Here is an 18,707-nt window from a genome sequence, read left to right as displayed (position 1 = left end):
AGTCTGATATGCCACCCATACTCAACAGCCTGCTCGATACCGATGCTTACAAGCTGCACATGCAGCAGGCGGTGTTCCATCGCTATCCGGATGCCGAGGTGGTGGCCGAGTTCCACAGCCGCAACGAAGAGGATCTGCTGCCCATGATGGGCCAGATCGAGGAGCAGCTGCACCTCGCCGGCTCCTTGCGGCTGACCAGGCCCGAGCTCAACTTCCTGGCCGAGCGCCCCTTCTTCACCGCCGATTACCTCGACCACCTGCGCCGCAAGCCTCTCGATGCCTCCCTGCTCAAGGTGTTCGAACAGGACGGTCGCATCAACGTGCGGGTCGAGGGCCCCTGGCAGGACGTGATCCTGTGGGAGATCCCGGTGCTCGCCATCATCAGCGAGATGCGCAACCGCTTCCGCTACCCCCAGTTTGGCGTCACTCAGGCGCTGGAGCGGCTCGATCAGAAGATCGACAAGCTGGAGCGGGAGCTGAGCCGGGAGGAGATGAACGAGTTCAACCTCATCGACTTCGGCACCCGGCGCCGTTTCTCCCTCGCGGTGCAGGATGCGGTGGTGGGTCGTCTCAAGGAGCGGCTGCCGGCGTTTCGCGGCACCAGCAACTACCTGCTGGCCCAGAAATACGGCCTGCCGGCGGTGGGCACCCAGGCCCACGAGTGGTTCCAGGCCCACCAGCAGCTCGGCTTCCCGCTCGAGCACAGCCAGCGGGCGGCCCTCACCAGCTGGCTGGATGAGTTCACCAATCACCTCGGCATCGCGCTCACCGACTGCATCACCATGGATGCCTTCCTGCGCGACTTCGACTTCGAGCTGGCCAGCCGCTATCAGGGCTTGCGCCACGACTCCGGCGATCCCGTGGTGTGGGGCGAGAAGGCCATCAGCCACTATCAGCGGCTCGGCATCGACCCCACCGAGAAGACGCTGGTGTTCTCCGATGGCCTCAACCTCGACAAGGCGGTCGAGTTGTTCCGTCACTTCCGCGGTCGCATCAACACCAGCTTCGGCATCGGCACCAAGCTCACCTGCGATCTGCCCGGCGTCAGCCCGATGAACATCGTGTTCAAGCTGATGGAGTGCAACGGCGGCCCGGTCGCCAAGATCTCCGACAGCCCCGGCAAGACCCTCTGCCGGGATGCGGACTTCATCCGCAACCTCAAGCAGGCGTTCCACGTCGGGGTGTAACGCGCCTTTTTGCGGGGCCCATCTTGCGCAGAGCGCCGCTGGCCCCCTACCATGACCCCTTTGCAAGGTCCGACTCGTGTCGGGCCTTTCTCTTGCCCGCACGACAGACCACAAGGAACTGCCCATGACCTCAAAATGGATATTTGCCCTCACCACCCTGCTGACCTGCCTGGGCGCCACCGCCGCCGAGCCGCTGCGGGTCTCCGCAATCCCGGACGAAGCCCCCACCGAACTGCAGCGCAAGTTTGCCCCGCTGGGCGAATACCTGGCCGAGAAGACAGGGCGCGAGGTGGTGTTCGTGCCGGTCAACGACTACGCCGCCGTGGTCGAGGCGCTGGCCGCCGGCAAGCTCGACATGGCCTGGCTCGGGGGCTTCACCTATGTGCAGGCCCATCGCCGGGCCGACAAGGTGGTACCGCTGGTCCAGCGTCAGGAAGACGCCCAGTTCACCTCCAAGTTCATCGCCAACGCCGACAGCGGCATCAAGACCCTGGCCGACACCAAAGGCAAGGACTTCGCCTTCGGTTCCCCCTCCTCCACCTCGGGCCACCTGATGCCGCGCCACTTCCTGGCCGAACAGGGCATCAACCCTGAGCGTGACTTCGCCCACGTCGCCTTCTCCGGCGCCCACGATGCCACCGTCGCCTGGGTTGCCTCCGGCAAGGTACCTGCAGGCGCGCTCAATGCCTCGGTGTGGGACAAGCTGGTGGAAGAGGGCAAGGTCGACACCGCCAAGGTCAAGGTGATCTGGACCACGCCGACCTACTTTGACTACAACTGGACGGTGCGCGGCGACCTGGACCCGGCGCTGCAGGAGAAGATCAAGCAGGCCTTCCTCAGCCTGGATCCTGCCGTCCCGGCCCAGGCCGAGATCCTCAAGCTGCAACGGGCCAGCCGCTTCATCGAGACCAAACCAGAGAACTACCAGGGCATCGAAGCGGCCGCAACCCAGGCCGGTCTGCTGAAGTGATCGCCGTTGCGCTGGACGGGACAGGGCTGCGGCTCGGCGAGAGTCGCATCCTGCATCCGCTTTGCCTGCAGATCGAGGCGGGGGAGTGTGTCGCCATCATAGGACCGAGCGGCGCGGGCAAGACCAGCCTGCTGCGGCTGATCGGCACCGAACTGCGCGGTGAGCTGGCCCTCTCCCTGTGGGGGGAGGACCCCTGGCTCCTCTCCACCCGGGCCCGCCAGCGGCTGCGCAGCCGGATCGGCATGGTCTGGCAGCAGCCCCCGTTGCCCGCCTCCCAGCCGGTGCTGACCGCCGTGCTGGCCGGTCGTCTCGGCCAGTGGTCCCTCGGCCGCGCCCTGCTCTCCCTGCTGCGTCCCTGTGACCCCGAAGGCGCACGAACCGAACTGGCCCGCCTCGGCCTCGCCGACAAGTGGCAGCAGCGCTGCGGCGAGCTCTCCGGTGGCCAGTTGCAGCGGGTCGGCATCGCCCGGGTGCTCTATCAGCAGCCGGACCTGATGCTGGCCGATGAGCCCGTCTCCGCCCTCGATCCCGTGCTCGCCAAAAGCAGCCTGGACGCCCTGCTGGCGCAGGCACGCGCCCGTGGCAGCACCCTGATCGCCAGCCTGCACGCGGTCGAACTGGCGCTCGATCGCTTTCCCCGCATCATAGGTCTGCGCGAGGGGCGGGTGCAGTTCGACTGCCCCGCCACCGCCGTCACCCCGGCCATGCTGGCCGAACTCTATGCCGGCGAGCAAGAGGCGCTGCCGTGCATCGGCTGATGAACCGCTGGCGCCATCCCCTGCCCTGGCTGTTGCTGCTGATCGGCTACAGCCTGTGGCAACAAGCCGATGGCTGGCTCGGCCTGCTCGAAGGCCAGAGCTGGCGACAGATAGGAAATTTTCTCGCCGCCAGCTGGCCACCCCGGGTGGATCAGGACTTTCTCGCCCTGACCCTGACCGCCACCCTGGAGAGTCTGGCCGTGGCGACTCTGGGGCTGGCCGGCGCCCTGCTGCTCGGCATCCCGTTCGCCCTGCTCGGCTCGCGCGCCCTGTCGCTGGCCGAGCTGGGCCCCATCCCCAACCCGCTGCGCGGCGCCTTGCGCGCCTTCAGCCGGCTCATCGCCATTTTGTTGCGCAGCCTGCCCGAGCTCATCTGGGCGCTGCTGTTCGTGCGCCTGTCCGGGCTAGGCCCCCTGGCCGCCATCCTGGCCATCGCCGTCAGCTACGGCGGCATGCTGGCCAAGGTCTACAACGAGATCATGGAGAGCGGCGCCCTGCAACCGGCCCGCGCCCTGCTGCTCGGTGGCAGCAGCCGGTTGCAGGCACTCTGGTACGGCGTGTTGCCTGCGGTGCGCCAGGAGCTGCTCTCCTACAGCGTCTATCGCTGGGAGTGTGCCCTGCGCGCCTCCGTCATCATGGGTTTCGTCGGTGCCGGCGGGCTCGGCCAGCAGCTCGAACTCTCCCTGCGCATGTTTGCCGGCGGCGAGGTGGTGACCCTGCTGCTGGCCTTCATCCTGCTGGTGACCCTGGCGGATGGCCTCAGTGCCTGGCTGCGCCACACCCGTTCCCCCGGCCTGCAACTGCTGGCCTGCCTGGGACTGGCCAGCACCATGGCGGTGCATCAGCTCGACTGGCGCATGCTGAGCTTCTCCCTCGGCGGACTGGGCCAGTTCATCGGCGAGTTTCTGCAACCGGACTGGTCACCCCCCTTCCTGCTGACGGTCGGCACCGGCCTGCTCGATACGGTGCAGATGGCGCTGCTGAGTACCCTGTTGAGCGCCCTGCTGGCGCTACCGCTGGCCTGCCTCGCCCGCCACTGCTGGCCGCTGCGGCTGTTGTTCAACCTGCTGCGATCCGTGCCCGAGCTCATCTTCGCCAGCCTGCTGGTGATCGCGGTCGGACTGGGGCCGGTGGCGGGCATACTGGCGCTCACCCTGCACACTACTGGGGTGCTGGCCCGGCTGTTCGTGGAAACGCTGGAGAACGCGGATCAAAACCCTCGCCTCGCCCTGCAATTGAGCGGCGCGGGCCCCGTTGCCAGTTTCTGGTACGGTCTGTTTCCGCTGGTATCACGCCAGTGGCTGGCCTACAGCCTCTATCGTGGCGAGATGAACCTGAGGGCCGCCACCATACTCGGGGTGGTGGGCGCAGGCGGGCTGGGGCAGCAGCTCTATGTGTCGCTGAGTCTGTTCCGTTACGATCAGGCGGCCACCCTGATGCTGGCCATCCTGCTGCTGGTCTGGCTGGCGGAGGCCATCAGCAGACGCACCCGGTTGCCGCGCCCCGCCCCCTCCCAGCGAGACTGCCAGATCTAAGGCAGCGCCATGCTGGCCAGGCTCAGGCCAGGAAAAACAAAAAGCCCGCCGGTTTACACCGGCGGGCTTTTTTCATCGGGTCGGGCGGGATCAGTCTTTCTTGGCCAGCAGGAATTTCACCAGCTGGTTGAACTGCTCCTGGGAAGTAATGGATTCGATCTTCACCATGTACTTGCCGTTGACCAGGAAGGCCGGTACACCGCGGATGTTGTAGCTCTCGGTGTTGCGGTCAAACTGGGAGACCATGCCAGAGACGGCGAAGCTGTCAACGGCACCGTCGAACTCCTCGGCCGGCACGCCGTTGTCCACGAAGATCTGCTTCACGTCGGCACGGCTCTGCGGGTACTGACGCTGGGTGTGGATCTTGTCGAAGATGGCCGGGGTCAGCTTGCCTTCAACATTCAGCAGGCTGGCAACGGCGTAGGCACGCTGCATCTCCGGGCCCATCTCGCGGCCCAGGAAGGCCACCGGGTTTTTCTTCATCGGCACGCCTTCCGGCAGGTTCTTCTTCAGATCCTCGGCAATCGGCTCGAACTTGGCGCAGTGGGGGCAGTAGTAGGAGAAGAACTCCAGCACTTCCGGTTGGGCGCTACCGGTCTGTTTGACCACATCGTAGTTGACGCCTTCCTTGAATTCGGGGGCGGCGTGAACCATGGGGATCATCAGCATGGCAGCAAGGAAAAATAGTACTTTTTTCATGACGTTTCCTGTTAAGGGATCACTGTGAGGCACGCCCGGCGAACCGAAGCAGTGCCAAGCCTATTGCGTCACCACTGCGCAGTCAATGGTCAAGCTGGGTGTGCGAGTCCCGTCTGCCGCCCGCTCTCTTTCCCTCATCACCAGCCGGGTGTCAGCGTCAGGGGTGGTGCCTTGAGCGCTTCCAGCTGGTCGTGCAGGGTCGCTATCTGCTGGCGCCAGTAGTGATCGGTGTTGAACCAGGGGAAGTGGCGCGGGAAGGCAGGGTCTTCCCAGCGCCGGGCCAGCCAGGCCATGTAGTGAACGATGCGCATGGCCCGCAGCGGCTCGATCAGCGCCAGCTCGCGCGGGTCGAACTCCATGAACTCTTCGTAGCCCGCCAGCAGGGTATCGAGCTGGATCAGCTGCTCGTGACGCTCGCCGCTCAGCATCATCCAGAGATCCTGGATGGCGGGGCCGCTGCGACAGTCATCGAGATCGACGAACATGGGGCCGTCGCGCCAGAGGATGTTGCCCGGGTGGCAGTCGCCATGCAGGGAGATCTGGGCCACGTCCAGGGTCATGGCGTCACTGACATGCTTGATCAGCTCGTCCAGCACCCCGAAGAATTGCTTGGCCAGCCCGCTCGGCAGCCACTCGCCGGACGCCAGCAGCTGACGCGGTTCGTGCAGCATGCTCTCCACATCGAGCCGGACTCTGTGGTGGAAGGGACGGCTGGCACCAATCTGATGGATGCGGCCGAGGTAGCGCCCCACCCACTCCAGCTGGTCTAGATTGTCCACCTCGAACTGGCGGCCTCCCACGCTCTGCCAGATGGCGAAGGGGTAGCCCTGATGCTCCAGCAGGGTCTCGCCGGCAAAGGCGATGGGGGCGGCAACCGGGATCTCCGCCTCATTGAGGCGGGCGGCAAAGTCGTGCTCTTCGAGGATCTGGGCCCGGCTCCAGCGACCGGGACGGTAGAACTTCACCACGTAGCGGCGACGATCTTCATCCTGAAACTGGTAGACCCGGTTTTCGTAGCTGTTGAGTTCGATGAGACCGGAGTCGATACGCAGGCCGCTGAGGTCCAGCGCATCCATGATGAGATCGGGATTGAGGTCGGAATAGTTGAAACGCATGTCATCCACCATGAGAAAGGGGCGCCGTTGCGCCCCATTCTATCACTACTGCTTATCATTGCCGCGCCAGATGACCGGCTAAAACCGGCCATGGCGACGGCGGTCACAGCCGGCTGATGAACTTGCTGGGCTGGCGCAGGATCCCCTTGCTGTCGTCCGCGGCCGCCCCTTCGCGTTTGAGCACGAAGCGGATGTCCAGGGTCGGTTTCTTCAGATTGAAGGGATCCACCGCCACGCTCACCGGCAGGGTGAAGATCTCGCCCGCCTTCAGAGTCACCTCGCGCGGGCCAAACCATTCGTGCTCCGGCAGCCCCTCCACATCCAGCTGATAGGTCTGGGGATGCAGGGTCTTGTTGAGGATCTTGAGGGTGTAGGTGTTCTCGATGAGCCCCTCGCTGTTCTCGCGGAACAGCTGGTTGCGATCCCGCAGGATATCGAGCCCCATCGGCATGATGGACATGGCGTTGTAGACGAACACCCCCAGCATCACCGCCATCACCAGGCCATAGCCAATCAGCTTGGGCCGCGCCACGTGGGTGGAGTCGTTTGCCAGCTTGTGCTCGGTGGTGTAGCTGATGAGCCCCTTCGGATAGCCCATCCGCTCCATGGTCTGATCGCAGGCATCGACGCAGGCACCGCAGTTGATGCACTCGTACTGCAGGCCGTCGCGGATGTCGATGCCGGTCGGGCAGACCTGCACGCAGAGGTCGCAGTCGATGCAGTCCCCCAGCCCCAGCGCCTTGGGATCAGCCTTGCGGGCACGGGCGCCACGGGTTTCACCGCGCTTGGCGTCATAGCCGACGATGAAGGTGTCCTTGTCGAACATGGCGGACTGGAAGCGAGCATACGGGCACATGTGAATGCACATGATGGCGCGCATCCAGCCGGCGTTGCCGTAGGTACAGGCGGCGAACAGCACCACCCAGAAGATGACCCAGCCACTGGCCTGCAGGGTGAAGAAGTCCGGCACCAGCTGGAACACATCCTGAAAGTAAGCGACAAAAGTGAGGCCGGTACCCAGCGACAGCAGGATCCAGGCCAGATGCTTGGCCCCCTTGCGGGCCAGCTTCTCGGCATTCCAGGGCGAGGCATCCAGCTTGCGGCGCTTGTTGGCCGCCCCTTCCAGCTTCTCTTCGAACCAGATGAACATGAAGGTCCACACCGTCTGCGGGCAGAGATAGCCACACCAGACCCGGCCGAGGAAGGTGGTCACGAAGAAGAGCCCGAAGGCGGCGATCATGAAGATCCAGGCCAGCAGGGTCAGGTCCTGCGGCCAGATGGTGGCACCGAAGATGTGGAACTGCTGGTGACCGATGTCGAACAGCACGGCCTGGCGACCGTCATAACGCAACCAGGGAATGGCGACGAAGAGCACCACGAAGAACCAGCCCATGGCCTTGCGCACCCGCTGCCAGTAGCCGGTCTGGGCCCTCACGTAGATGCGGTTGCCGGGATTGAACCTGTCATCGCTCGCTTTGAAGGTATTGGGGTTGTATGTCCCCGTTACATCGCCGGTGACATCCTTGATATCGATCTTGTCCTGGTCGGCCATTGCAACACTTCGCTCCACTCATTAATTGTTATGGAGCGGATTATATCTTAAACAGCCTGCTAATTGTGTGGGTAAAATGTATCTAATGTTCGAGTGGCGTCGCAATTTCAAGCAACAAAAAAGACGTATCGCCAGTTGACGAAACGCCTTTTTGAGAGATTCTTTTGAACACCAGTAAAGGCTCCAGTTGGAGCAATCTTTACTTGATGCCGCGGGCCTTGAGCAGGGCTTCCTTGAAGTCGGGCACGTGATCCTTGGCCAGGCCCGGGATCATCGCCTGCTTGTCGGACTCCCGCATCTTGAGGTGATAGATCAGCATGTCGTCGGTCAGCTCGGACAGAGGACCTTCAAATCCCGCTTCCTCGGCCAGTTTGGCAACAAACTGCACCAGGCTGAGATCCTGTTCCTTGATCCAGGCAGGCTGCAACAACTCCAGCAGCTCTTCGATACGATGACATTGCATAGACGACCTCTTTAATCTGTCTTGTGAAACTCAGGCAACCTTACCCATCAAGGCTACTTCGATACGATCCCGCCCATTATGCTTGGCCTGGTAGAGGGCCGCATCCGCTTTTTGAATCAGCTCGCTGATGGAGAGGCTCTGATCCGGCACCAGGGTCGCCACCCCGAAGCTGCAACTGACCCGGCCGGAGACCAGGGATTTCTGATGGGGAATGCTCAAATCCTTCAGCGCCACCCGCACGTTCTCGGCGATCTGCAGCGCCCCCTGCATGCTGGTACAGGGCAGCAACAGGGCGAACTCCTCCCCGCCGTAGCGGGCGGCGAGATCGTCCTCGCGCCTCTGCACTTCCGCCAGCAGGCCCGCCACCTGCTGCAGGCACTCGTCCCCCAGCTGATGGCCGTACAGGTCATTGAATTGCTTGAAGTAGTCCACATCCACCAGCACCAGCGACAGCGGCGCCCGAGCCCGATGACAGCGACGCCAGGCGCGCTCGAGGCAGTAGTCGAGGTGGGCCCGGTTGGCGATGCCGGTCAACCCGTCCAAGCGGGAGGTGAGCTTGAGGTGCTCGGAGACCGCCTTCAGCTCGGCCACCAGATCGGCGTTGGAGAAACGGTGGTAAAGCGAGGCCACTTGATCCCGCCGCAAGCGGCGCAGCAGGGTCGGCAGGAAGACGAACAGGTAGCCCGCCAGCATGCAGGAGACGATCCGCTCCTGCTCGTTGCCCGCCCCCAGCTCGAACAGCATGGCCAGCCCGAGCGGCAAGACGGCACCGTAAAGCGAGCGGCGGCTGCCAAACAGCATGATGGCGCTGCCGGTGAGAATGAGGCTGGAGAGCATCATCATGGCGGCACGATAGGTGTCGGGCAGTTTGTCCATGTAGAGCAGCACGCCCAGCGCCCAGATGATGGAGGTGATGGTCACCCCGATGAAGAGCTCACGCTCCAGCACCGGCAGCGGGATCTGGGCCAGCCTGGGCTGGCGCCAGCGCAGGTGCCAGCCTCGGCAGATCAGCAGCAGCAGCACCCCGGCCAGCCAGCCGAGCGCTTCGGCGGCGGGCAGGTAGTCGTGGAACAGCAGGCTCCAGCCAAGCGCCAGCAGACCCAGGCAAGGCAGGCTGAATGAGGCGTGGGTATAGAGCTGGGCCATGATGGCCTGCTTCACCTGACGTGTCACACTCTGGGTCAACTGCGTACTCCCTGTACAAGAGCCGCACAGTCTACCACTACCCCTTCGGAGCCAACAATAAAACGTCCGTTATTAAGCGGTTAGTCAGTCGATGATACCAGGCCCCGGCCTGCCGGCAGAGACGGCTCAGCCGCGTTCCAGCTCGTCGAGGATCGGGCATTCGGGGTTTTCATCCCCGTGGCAGCAGCCGACCAGCCCCTCGAGGGAGCTGAGCATGGCCTGCAAGCCGGCGATGCGGGCGCGCAGATCGACGATCTTCTCCTGCGCCAGCTTCTTCACCTGGGCGCTGGTTCTGTGCTCGTCCCGATAGAGCGCCAGCAGCTCCTGGCACTCCTCCAGATTGAAGCCGGTCTCCCGCGCCCGCTTGACGAAGCGCAGCTCGCGCAGCGCCCCCTCGGTGTAACTGCGGTAGCCGTTGTCGCTGCGCACCGGCGCCGAGATGAGGCCGATGCTCTCGTAGTAGCGAATGGTCTTGGCGGTCAGTCCCGTCGCCTTGGCTACCTTGCTGATGTTCATGGATGACTCCTTAACGGTTCGATTCTGTGCTGAGATTGTGGCCGACCTGGGCAAGTGCCCGCGGCTGCCAACGCTTCAATAACAGGGAATTGCTCAATACTGTGATGCTGCTCAGGGCCATGGCAGCCCCCGCCAGCTCGGGGCTGAGGTAACCCAGCGCCGCCAGCGGAATGCCGATGATGTTGAACACGAAGGCCCAGAACAGGTTCTGCTGGATGGTGCGCCAGGTGGCCGCCGAGATGTCGATGGCATCGGCCACCAGCCGCGGGTCAGATCGCATCAGGGTGATGGAGGCGGTCTCCATCGCCACGTCGGAGCCGGAGCCCATGGCGATCCCCACATCCGCTGCCGCCAGCGCCGGGGCGTCGTTTACCCCGTCCCCCACCATGGCGACCAGCCCGCTGGTTTGCGCCCGCAGCGCCTCCACTTTCTCCACCTTGCCGGCCGGCAGCACTGAGTCAAAGGCCCCGTCCAGCCCCAGCTTGGCGGCGATATGGGCCACCGGTGCCGGCGCATCACCGCTCACCAGCCAGCTGGCGATGCCGCGCTGGCGCAGGGTGGCGATGGCATCCGGGCTCTCGGGGCGCAGGGTATCGGCCAGTGCGGCTATGCCGGCCACCACCCCGTCGATGGCCACCCAGACCCGGGTCGCGCCGTCCGCGGCTCGTTCATCCTGTTGTGGTACGTCAATGCCGAGCTGATCCAGCAAAGAACCATTGCCGATGGCGACCGTGTGACCAGCGACCTGACCCACTATACCGGCACCGACCCGCACCTCGACGGCTTCCGGCTGGGGCAACGTAACCTCCTTGCCGACTGCCTCGCGCATGGCCAGCGCCAGCGGGTGTTCGCTCGCCTGCTGCAGGGCGGCGGCGAGGCGCAGTTGTTCGTCGTTGCCGCTCCAGCTGGCCAGCACCGGCCGGCCCTGGGTCAGGGTGCCGGTCTTGTCGAAGATCAGCGCCTTGATGGCGTGGGCCTTCTGCAGGGTATCGACATCCTTGATCAGGATGCCGTGGCGCGCCGCCACCCCGGTACCGGTGACGATGGCCGCCGGTGTCGCCAGCCCCAGCGCACAGGGACAGGCGATCACCAGCACGGCCACCGCCGCCAGCAGCGCCTGACCGAAGTCGTTGCTGATGGCGTACCACACCAGCAGGGTGAACAGGGCGATGGCCATCACCACCGGCACGAACACGGCGGAGACCTTGTCCACCAGCTGCTGCAGCGGCGCCTTGCCCATCTGGGCATTCTCCACCAGTGCGATGATCTTGCTGAGGCTGGAGTCCTCCCCCACCGTGGTGGCCTCGATCTCCAGCACGCCGGAGCGGTTGATGGCACCGCCCAGTACCTTGTCACCCTCGCCACGGGGCACCGGCAGGCTCTCGCCGGTGAGGATCGACTCGTCCAGCTCGCTGGCGCCGCTCACGATTCTGCCGTCCACCGGCACCCGCTCACCCACCAGCACCCGCAGTCGATCGCCGCGCAGCACCTCGTCGATGGCCACACTCTGCCAGCTCTCGCCACGCCAGACGGTGGCGGTTTCCGGCCGCAGCGCCATCAGTTCGCGAATGGCGGACTGGGTGCTGCGTCTGGCCCTGGCCTCCAGCAACTTGCCGAGGGAGATCAGGGTGATGATGATGGCGCTCGCCTCGAAATAGAGCTGGCCGCTGGCGGCCATCCCCAACGTCAGCAGCAGATAGAGGCTGTAGAAGTAGGCGGCACTGGTACCGGTCGCCACCAGCACATCCATGTTGGCGGAGCGGTTCTTGATGGCGAGCCAGGCACCGCGATAGAAACGGGCCCCGATCCAGAACTGCACCGGGGTGGCGAGCACCAGCTCCAGCCAGGCGGGCAGATGCCAGGGCAGCAGACCGGCCATGGCCAGCATGCCCGCCAGCAGCGGCAGGGTGAGCAGGGCCGAGACGATGACCCGGGTTTGCGCCTGACGGGCGCTGGCAGCCTCCTGCGCTTCCCGCTCCAGCAACTGCTGGCGGCGGCCGCTGGCCGAGCCCTGCGCCAGTTGGGCGCCAAAGCCGAGCGCCTCGATCTGCTCGCGCAGGGCAGCGGGCGTCTGCATCCCGGGTACCAGCACGATACGAGCCTGCTCGATGGAGAAGTTGACGTCGGCGGAGATGACGCCGGGCAGCGCAGCCAGCATCTTGTTCAGGCGGGCCGAACAACCGGCACAGGTCATGCCGGTGATCTGAAACAGTATGGTCTCGCTGCCGTAGTCGTAACCCTGCGCCTTGATACTCTCCAACACCGCCGGCAAACGGTCGGGACTGGCAAGGTCGATGGCGGCTTGCTCCAGTGCGAAGTTGACGGTGGCCTCTACCCCCTCCAGCTTGTTGAGGGCGGTCGTGATGCGGCCGGCGCAGTTGGCGCAGCTCATGCCGCTGAGCGGCAACTGCAGATGAATCGGTGATTGAAGATGAGTGGTCATGTTGTTCCTCCCCGGAACCAGTCGGCCAGAATGAGCGCCGACCAACAAACCCTAACCTTTACTGTAAGGGTAAGCTCAAGCCACATGCTCCACTTTTTGCGGATGAAAAAAACGGCGCCCGTCTGCTGCCAGAGAGCAAACGGGCGCCGCATTCAGCTATTGCGCGGTGTGAGCAGCGACTCAGATACCGTACTGGGCGCGGTAAGCCTTCATGGCGGCCAGTTGCGCCGCCAGCTCCGGCTGCTCGGCCTGCTTCTCTTCCAGATAAGCGATCAGGTCGCTCATCTGAATGATGGCGATGATGTGGGCGCCGTAGTCACGCTCCACTTCCTGAATAGCGGAAAGTTCGCCCTTGCCCTTCTCCTGACGGTCCAGCGCGATCAGCACGCCGGCCAGCGAGGCGCCGTTGGCCTGGATCAGATCCATGGATTCGCGGATGGCGGTACCGGCAGTGATGACGTCGTCCACCAGCATGATGCGCCCCTTGAGCGGGCTGCCCACCAGATTGCCGCCCTCGCCGTGATCCTTGGCCTCCTTGCGGTTGAAGCACCAGGGCACGTCCACATCGTGCTGCTCAACCAGCTGCACCGCGGTGGCGGAGGCGATGGGGATCCCCTTGTAGGCCGGGCCAAACAGCACATCAAACTCGATGCCGGCATCCATCAGGGCAGCGGCATAGAAGCGGCCGAGACGGGCCAGATCGCGGCCGCTGTTGAACAGGCCGGCGTTGAAGAAGTAGGGGCTTTTACGACCGGATTTCAGGGTAAATTCACCGAATTTGAGGACCTGCTTCTCCAGGGCGAACTCGATAAATTGACGCTGGTAGGCTTTCATTCTGGCTCCTTGCTTGGCTTGTCGTTTACTTTCGTGGGGTATAAAAAAACGCGGTCAATGCCGCGTTTTTAAAATCATGCAAGTGACTGCTTCTGCAGCGCAATGATGTCGGCGATGCCGCCCTTGGCGAGCGCCAGCATCGCCAGCAACTCTTCGTGGGTGAAGGGTTCGGCCTCCGCGGTACCCTGCACCTCGATGATGCGACCATCCTCGGTCATCACCACGTTCATGTCGGTCTCGGCGGCGGAGTCTTCGATGTACTCCAGATCGCAGATGGCTTCCCCTTCATACATACCGACGGAAACGGCGGCGATCATCTGCTTGAGCGGGCTCTGCTTGATCATGCCCTTCTCGACCATCCAGTTCAGCGCATCCACCAGCGCCACGCAGGCACCGGTGATGGCGGCGGTACGGGTGCCGCCATCGGCCTGCAGCACATCGCAGTCAACGGTGATGGAGTGCTCGCCCAGCGCGGTCAGGTCTACCGCAGCGCGCAGGGAGCGGGCGATCAGCCGGGAGATCTCCAGGGTGCGGCCACTCTGCTTGCCGGAGGCCGCTTCGCGGTTCATCCGGGAGTGGGTGGAGCGCGGCAGCATGCCGTACTCGGCGGTCACCCAGCCCTGATTCTTCCCTTTCAGGAAGCGCGGCACGCTGGTGTCGACGCTGGCGGTGCAGAGCACGCGGGTGTTGCCGAATTCCACCAGCACGGACCCTTCAGCATGCTTGGTGAAGTGGCGGGTAATGGTGACCGGACGAAGCTGCGCGGCTGTGCGATCGCTGGGACGTGACATGGGACGGACCTCTGGGCTGGCTGAATTGGCGCAGGAGTATAGGGTCTGCTGGCGCTTTGGCGCAAGCCGCGTTGCTGCGACAAATGACGTCAAGCTAGGCGCCGGGCGCAGGCAATGGCCACCACTCCCTTGACAAGCCCTGCAACAACGCATGACGTCATTTGCAGCGCAACCCGTAGGGACGGGCCAGTTTTTTGCGCGTAACGTCGTTACTCGGCGGCTCATGTGAACGACCACACTTCACGCCTCGCGCCTAGTCCCGCACAAAAACTGACCCCGTCGCGGTCGTGACAAAGCACCAGCAGACCCCAAGCCATCCCAGCCCAAATATCAGCCGCTAAAACCACGCTGTCGGCTGACGGAGCAGGGCTGGCTGAGTATACTGGCCCCACACTTCATCAAGCCCGGAACAATCAATGATTCACAGCATGACCGCCTACGCCCGCAAGGAACTCAAGGGCGACTGGGGCACAGCCGTTTGGGAAATTCGTTCGGTCAACCAGCGCTATCTGGAGACCTACATTCGCCTGCCGGAACAACTGCGCAGCCTGGAGCCGGTTCTGCGTGAGCGCTTCCGCGCCAAGCTGCAGCGCGGCAAGGTGGAGTGCAACCTGCGTTTCGAGGCCGCGCAAGCCGCTGCCAGCCAGCTGCACATCAATGAAGAGCTGGCCAAGCTCATCATCGACAGCGCCAACTGGGTAATGAAAGAGGCGGGCCAGGGCCAGCTCAACCCGGTCGACGTGCTGCGCTGGCCGGGCGTGATGGCTGCCGCCGAGCAGGACATGGATGCGGTCGCCACCGAGCTGCTCGGCGGGTTTGACCTGACCATGGAAGATTTCCTTGCCTCCCGCGCCAGCGAAGGGGCCAACCTCAAGGCCCTGATCGAACAGCGCCTGGCCGGCATTCAGGTGGAAGTGAAGAAGGTGCGCGTGCACCTGCCGCAGATCATCGAGTGGCAGCGCCAGAAGCTCACCGACCGCCTGGCCGAAGCCAAGGTGGAGCTGGATCCGGCCCGCATCGAGCAGGAGATCGTGCTGCTGGCCCAGAAGATCGACGTGGCCGAAGAGCTGGATCGCCTGGAGATGCACATCAGCGAGACCAACAAGATCATGAAGAAGGGTGGCGCCTGTGGCCGTCGTCTCGACTTCATGATGCAGGAGTTCAACCGCGAGTCGAACACGCTCGGCTCCAAGTCGATCAACGCCGAGGTGACCCAGTCCGCCGTCGAGCTGAAGGTGCTCATCGAGCAGATGCGCGAGCAAATTCAGAACATCGAGTAATCGATACAAGAAGCCCGTCAACGACGGGCTTCTTTCATTTGACGACACACCCGGTTGGCGGCCTGCGCCAGATCGGATTTTCACGTTGCACCGACAGCATCTGACTCACTTGTGCGGTATGCTGTCACGCTGACGATCAACCATGACCTCTGTTGAGGCCTGCCTTATGAAATACCTTGTAGTTCAAACCAAACAGATAGGGGATGTGCTGATCTCCACCGCGCTGTGCAACAACCTCAAGCAGAATGACCCAAGCGGCGAGGTTCACTATCTGGTCATGGATTATTGCGCGGGTATGGCGCAGGGCAATCCCAATATCGATCGGCTCATCATCATCGAGAAGGCCAGGCGCAACCAGTGGCGCTACATGAAGGATCTGCTGCTGACCATTCGCCGCGAGCGCTACGACGTGGTGGTCAACAGCCAGGGCCAGATGATCGGCCTGCTCAGCTGCCTCTTCTCCGGCGCCCGCCTGCGCATCGGGTTTGACTCCTTCCCCTGGCGGCTCGGCCACAACCGCATCGTGCGTTTTCGCAAGGACACCGAATTCCAGGGCAACAGCACCCTGGTTGACGATCGCTTCTCGCTGCTCAAACCGCTCAAGCTGGCCAGCGAAGATCGCAACTACTACCTCTGGCTCAGTGAAGAAGAGAAGCAACAAGGCAAGGATGCCCTGCTGGCCGCCGGCGTCGACCTGAGCCGCCCGCTGATCGCCATGGGCGTCAACTCGCTCGGGCACTACAAGCGCTGGCCCATCGACTGCTTCGCCAAGGTCGCCCAGTGGCTTATCGAGCAACACAACGCCCAGATTTTGATCTACTGCGGACCGGGGGAAGAGGAGTACAACCGCGGCCTGAAACCGCTGCTGCCCGTCGCCCTGCAAGCCAGCGTCTTCGACCACATCAAGACCCGCTCGGTACGGGAATTGGTGGGGCTATTCGCCCACTGCCGGCTGTTTGTCGGCAATGACACCGGCCCCCGCCACATGGCGCAGGCCATCGACCTGCCCCTGCTGACCATAGTGGCCCCGGGCGGCGACAAGATCATCGCCAACCCGGTCAACCACCCCCGTTATCAGGCCATCGATGTGTTCGATGCCAAGGGACCCGACTTCCAGCTGCCGCAGAACGCGGAAAAGGACTTCATCGACGAAGCCCTGCTGCGCGCCATCACTCCCGAGCTGGTGATGGAACGGCTGACAGCGCTGCCTGGTTGGCAAGCAGCCACGCCCTGAAAGTACGCTCGAATTCGGCCAGATCGAGGGAGTTGATATCCTGCTCCCGGGTATTGGTCGAGAACAGCACGGTGGCTGACGGGGAGTTGGGGTGCCACTCCAGGAAGTTCTCGTTGCCGCCCCCTATGTCCGGGTTGTAGAGGCCAAGAATGGGCTTGTGCAGCCCGGCGGCGATGTGCACCGTCGCCGTGTCCACCGAGATCAGCCCCTGACACCGGCGCAGCTGGGCAAACAGCCCGGCCAGCGAGGGTGCATCCGGTGACAGCAGCAGGCGCTCCGGTTGGCTCAAGCAGGTCCGGATCCCGGTCACCTCCTCCTCCATACCCGGCGGATAGAGCAGGCAGATGGAGCAAGATCCGGCCGTCAGCATCTGCTCAAGCATCTGGCTGATAAGCTCGGGCCGCAGGCGGCGGGAGCTGCCACTGCCGTACGGGTTGAAACAGATAACCGGCTCGGCTGGCCACCAGCTGGCCAGCGCATCGGGCGGACTCATGGTCGGGACTATGTATTGCTGGTCCGGATTGGTCACGCCGAGCCGCTGCAGCAGCAGGGCGAACTTGTCGGAGAAGTGCATGCCGCTGGAGGCCTTACCCAGCTTGAGGTTGACTGCCTGCAGGGCGTCGTCCATGCCAGCAACCCAATCCGCCCTCACCTGGCTGATGAAGTAGATGTCCTTCATTTTCAGCATCTTGCCAAAGTGCACCAGACACTCCACCTCCCCCAGCGAGTGCGCCAGGCGCTTGAGCTGGCCATAGCCTGGCCGCTTGGGCACCTCTATCACCTTGTCCATGCCGAAATGATCACGAAACAGGGGAGCCATGGCCGCAGTCGTGACGATCCACACTTCCCGCTCCGGGCTGGCGCGCTTGATTTCGCGGGCCACCCAGGACGAGACGATGGCATCGCCCAGCTTGGCATCCCAGCGCAGCAACACTATCTTCCCCTTGCGCTCATGCAGCGGGACCGGCCGCTTGCGATCGAACAGCAGCTGCCCCAGCTTGCGCCGAAGAATGTCACGCTGGAGTTGCAGATCGTTGATTAATGACATGAATCCACCAGAAGGGCCGTTGAGTTGGAAAAAGGATGATAACAGGCTGACGCGACTAGAGCGCCATCAGGGCATCGACCTGGCGGCTGATCTCCGCCGGTAACAGGGCCGCCAGATTGTCCGTGGTCGAGCGCAGGATGATATTGCGACCCGCCAGCGGAATGAAGGCTTCGCGCCAGCGCTCGTTGTTCATCAACACCAGGGTGGGCACCCCGAAGGAAGAGGAGATATGGATGATGGAGGTATCGGTCGAGATGACCCCTCGCGCATCCTTGATGATCTTGGCGGCATCGAGAATGGTGTCGGGAAACAGCACTCTCATGTCCTGCCGCGGGCACGCCACGGGCTGCCTGGAGAACACCAAGTAGGAGATCCCCTGATAGGTCGGCAACTGTGCCAGGATCCCGTCGATCTGTGCCTCCGTCATCGAGTTGCCGACCTGGCTGCCCGTCAGGTTGACCAGCAGATAGCGGCCATATACGCCGGTATCGAGCTGCTCATTGCAGGGGGACGGTACTGTGGCCGGCACGCCAGCCACATCACCTGCCACGCTGAGCATGCGATAGACGAAGTGATCCCGGACTGGGCGTGACGACACTATGGTGGCCTTCTGGTTGAACAGCGGCAGCAACTTCTGCTGCCCTTCGCTCTTGAAGCGCAGGGGCAACGACTGCAAGCGCCCGTTGGCCAGCAACAACAACTTGGCCATGGCGATATCGTCGGGCTCGTCAAATAGATTGATCACCAGATCATACTGCCGTTGCCTGAGTTCACGCAGCTTGCACCACATGCTCGCCGGCCACAGGGTGTCGTTCAGGGTGATCACGTGACACTCATCGATCCCGGCGACCGACGCCGCCAGCAACTGGTTGCGCTGGCTGCACACCAGCTCGAGACGCGCGGCGGGGTAGCTCTCTCTGAGCCGGGCAATGGCGGGCAGGGTGAGAATGAAATCGCCGATGGCGTCATAACCGACCACCAGCACCCGCTTCACCTTCGCCCCGGCGGGGCATGGGGCGGCACCAGGCGCTCTGCCGATCAGCCATCTGGCAATGGAATGGGTAAGCAACTTCTTGAGATTCATGGGTTATCCAGCA

The 18,707-nt window shown here is 63.4% G+C and carries 17 protein-coding genes; 6 read left to right on the top strand and 11 right to left on the bottom strand.

What is annotated here, in order from left to right; translation table 11 throughout:
• Positions 1-8: 8 nt before the first annotated feature.
• The 4 genes from pncB (at position 9) to phnE (ending at position 4,450) form a co-directional block, all read left to right on the top strand.
• Positions 9-1,187 carry a nicotinate phosphoribosyltransferase gene (gene pncB / locus QLG02_RS08270; protein WP_011707868.1) on the top strand — a complete coding sequence of 393 codons (1,179 nt, stop codon included), beginning with the start codon at positions 9-11 and terminating at the stop codon, positions 1,185-1,187.
• A 124-nt stretch (positions 1,188-1,311) separates the two neighbouring features.
• Positions 1,312-2,157: a putative selenate ABC transporter substrate-binding protein gene (locus QLG02_RS08265; protein ID WP_016352361.1), complete on the top strand. Its 846-nt coding sequence runs from the start codon at positions 1,312-1,314 to the stop codon at positions 2,155-2,157.
• On the top strand, positions 2,154-2,915 hold the full coding sequence (locus QLG02_RS08260; protein WP_045525915.1) for an ATP-binding cassette domain-containing protein: 762 nt from the start codon (positions 2,154-2,156) through the stop codon (positions 2,913-2,915). The genes QLG02_RS08265 and QLG02_RS08260 overlap by 4 nt, the downstream gene beginning before the upstream one ends.
• Positions 2,915-4,450 carry a phosphonate ABC transporter, permease protein PhnE gene (phnE, locus tag QLG02_RS08255; protein WP_282465019.1) on the top strand — a complete coding sequence of 512 codons (1,536 nt, stop codon included), beginning with the start codon at positions 2,915-2,917 and terminating at the stop codon, positions 4,448-4,450. Before QLG02_RS08260 ends, phnE begins: the two co-directional genes overlap by 1 nt.
• A 90-nt stretch (positions 4,451-4,540) precedes the next feature.
• Here the strand turns inward: phnE and QLG02_RS08250 are convergent, their stop codons facing one another.
• The 9 genes from QLG02_RS08250 to rph all read right to left on the bottom strand — a co-directional run bounded on the left by QLG02_RS08250 (position 4,541) and on the right by rph (position 14,048).
• Positions 4,541-5,149, bottom strand: coding sequence for a thiol:disulfide interchange protein DsbA/DsbL (locus QLG02_RS08250; RefSeq protein ID WP_011707872.1), 609 nt, complete (start codon positions 5,147-5,149; stop codon positions 4,541-4,543).
• Between the two features lie 137 nt (positions 5,150-5,286).
• Positions 5,287-6,276, bottom strand: a complete 990-nt coding sequence (locus QLG02_RS08245) for a serine/threonine protein kinase (protein WP_029302346.1) — start codon at positions 6,274-6,276, stop codon at positions 5,287-5,289.
• Positions 6,277-6,367: 91 nt separating this feature from the next.
• Complete coding sequence (ccoG, locus tag QLG02_RS08240) at positions 6,368-7,816, bottom strand: cytochrome c oxidase accessory protein CcoG (RefSeq protein ID WP_016352365.1); 1,449 nt, start codon at positions 7,814-7,816, stop codon at positions 6,368-6,370.
• Positions 7,817-8,015: 199 nt separating this feature from the next.
• The gene (locus QLG02_RS08235) at positions 8,016-8,279 is read right to left on the bottom strand and encodes a YihD family protein (RefSeq protein WP_005306857.1); all 264 of its coding nucleotides are present in this window, start codon (positions 8,277-8,279) and stop codon (positions 8,016-8,018) included.
• A gap of 30 nt (positions 8,280-8,309) precedes the next feature.
• Positions 8,310-9,464 carry a GGDEF domain-containing protein gene (locus QLG02_RS08230; RefSeq protein ID WP_017409683.1) on the bottom strand — a complete coding sequence of 385 codons (1,155 nt, stop codon included), beginning with the start codon at positions 9,462-9,464 and terminating at the stop codon, positions 8,310-8,312.
• Positions 9,465-9,590: 126 nt separating this feature from the next.
• Positions 9,591-9,980, bottom strand: a complete 390-nt coding sequence (gene cueR / locus QLG02_RS08225; RefSeq protein ID WP_010635698.1) for a Cu(I)-responsive transcriptional regulator — start codon at positions 9,978-9,980, stop codon at positions 9,591-9,593.
• Between the two features lie 10 nt (positions 9,981-9,990).
• Positions 9,991-12,423 carry a heavy metal translocating P-type ATPase gene (locus QLG02_RS08220; RefSeq protein WP_282464946.1) on the bottom strand — a complete coding sequence of 811 codons (2,433 nt, stop codon included), beginning with the start codon at positions 12,421-12,423 and terminating at the stop codon, positions 9,991-9,993.
• A gap of 180 nt (positions 12,424-12,603) precedes the next feature.
• Entirely contained in the window at positions 12,604-13,257 is a 654-nt protein-coding gene (pyrE, locus tag QLG02_RS08215; RefSeq protein ID WP_005356114.1) for an orotate phosphoribosyltransferase, read from the bottom strand.
• A 74-nt stretch (positions 13,258-13,331) separates the two neighbouring features.
• Complete coding sequence (gene rph / locus QLG02_RS08210; RefSeq protein ID WP_045525918.1) at positions 13,332-14,048, bottom strand: ribonuclease PH; 717 nt, start codon at positions 14,046-14,048, stop codon at positions 13,332-13,334.
• Between the two features lie 416 nt (positions 14,049-14,464).
• Here rph and QLG02_RS08205 point away from each other — a divergent pair, with 416 nt between their 5' ends.
• Positions 14,465-15,328: a YicC/YloC family endoribonuclease gene (locus QLG02_RS08205; RefSeq protein ID WP_011707879.1), complete on the top strand. Its 864-nt coding sequence runs from the start codon at positions 14,465-14,467 to the stop codon at positions 15,326-15,328.
• 166 nt (positions 15,329-15,494) lie between these two features.
• On the top strand, positions 15,495-16,562 hold the full coding sequence (locus tag QLG02_RS08200) for a glycosyltransferase family 9 protein (protein ID WP_282464945.1): 1,068 nt from the start codon (positions 15,495-15,497) through the stop codon (positions 16,560-16,562).
• Here QLG02_RS08200 and QLG02_RS08195 read toward each other — a convergent pair.
• Together QLG02_RS08195 and QLG02_RS08190 are read right to left on the bottom strand one after the other, a co-directional pair.
• A complete protein-coding gene (locus QLG02_RS08195) occupies positions 16,498-17,610 on the bottom strand; it encodes a glycosyltransferase family 9 protein (RefSeq protein ID WP_282464944.1) in 1,113 nt (370 codons plus the stop codon). The genes QLG02_RS08200 and QLG02_RS08195 overlap by 65 nt on opposite strands.
• Before the next feature lie 55 nt (positions 17,611-17,665).
• Positions 17,666-18,694, bottom strand: coding sequence for a lipopolysaccharide heptosyltransferase family protein (locus QLG02_RS08190; protein WP_282464943.1), 1,029 nt, complete (start codon positions 18,692-18,694; stop codon positions 17,666-17,668).
• Positions 18,695-18,707: the final 13 nt, after the last annotated feature.

The organism is Aeromonas sp. V90_14, from assembly GCF_029967615.1.
Lineage (GTDB): Bacteria > Pseudomonadota > Gammaproteobacteria > Enterobacterales > Aeromonadaceae > Aeromonas > Aeromonas hydrophila.
This window is presented reverse-complemented; position numbering and strand designations above follow the sequence as displayed.

Excerpts from the sequence above, each read along its gene's own strand:
- QLG02_RS08245 (WP_029302346.1), bottom strand. The coding sequence starts at position 6,276 with ATGGTGGATGACATGCGTTTCAACTATTCCGACCTCAATCCCGATCTC.
- QLG02_RS08200 (WP_282464945.1), top strand. The coding sequence starts at position 15,495 with ATGAAATACCTTGTAGTTCAAACCAAACAGATAGGGGATGTGCTGATC.
- QLG02_RS08195 (WP_282464944.1), bottom strand. The coding sequence starts at position 17,610 with ATGTCATTAATCAACGATCTGCAACTCCAGCGTGACATTCTTCGGCGC.
- pyrE (WP_005356114.1), bottom strand. The coding sequence starts at position 13,257 with ATGAAAGCCTACCAGCGTCAATTTATCGAGTTCGCCCTGGAGAAGCAG.
- QLG02_RS08265 (WP_016352361.1), top strand. The coding sequence starts at position 1,312 with ATGACCTCAAAATGGATATTTGCCCTCACCACCCTGCTGACCTGCCTG.
- rph (WP_045525918.1), bottom strand. The coding sequence starts at position 14,048 with ATGTCACGTCCCAGCGATCGCACAGCCGCGCAGCTTCGTCCGGTCACC.
- cueR (WP_010635698.1), bottom strand. The coding sequence starts at position 9,980 with ATGAACATCAGCAAGGTAGCCAAGGCGACGGGACTGACCGCCAAGACC.
- QLG02_RS08190 (WP_282464943.1), bottom strand. The coding sequence starts at position 18,694 with ATGAATCTCAAGAAGTTGCTTACCCATTCCATTGCCAGATGGCTGATC.
- QLG02_RS08220 (WP_282464946.1), bottom strand. The coding sequence starts at position 12,423 with ATGACCACTCATCTTCAATCACCGATTCATCTGCAGTTGCCGCTCAGC.
- QLG02_RS08235 (WP_005306857.1), bottom strand. The coding sequence starts at position 8,279 with ATGCAATGTCATCGTATCGAAGAGCTGCTGGAGTTGTTGCAGCCTGCC.
- phnE (WP_282465019.1), top strand. The coding sequence starts at position 2,915 with ATGAACCGCTGGCGCCATCCCCTGCCCTGGCTGTTGCTGCTGATCGGC.
- pncB (WP_011707868.1), top strand. The coding sequence starts at position 9 with ATGCCACCCATACTCAACAGCCTGCTCGATACCGATGCTTACAAGCTG.
- QLG02_RS08205 (WP_011707879.1), top strand. The coding sequence starts at position 14,465 with ATGATTCACAGCATGACCGCCTACGCCCGCAAGGAACTCAAGGGCGAC.
- QLG02_RS08250 (WP_011707872.1), bottom strand. The coding sequence starts at position 5,149 with ATGAAAAAAGTACTATTTTTCCTTGCTGCCATGCTGATGATCCCCATG.
- ccoG (WP_016352365.1), bottom strand. The coding sequence starts at position 7,816 with ATGGCCGACCAGGACAAGATCGATATCAAGGATGTCACCGGCGATGTA.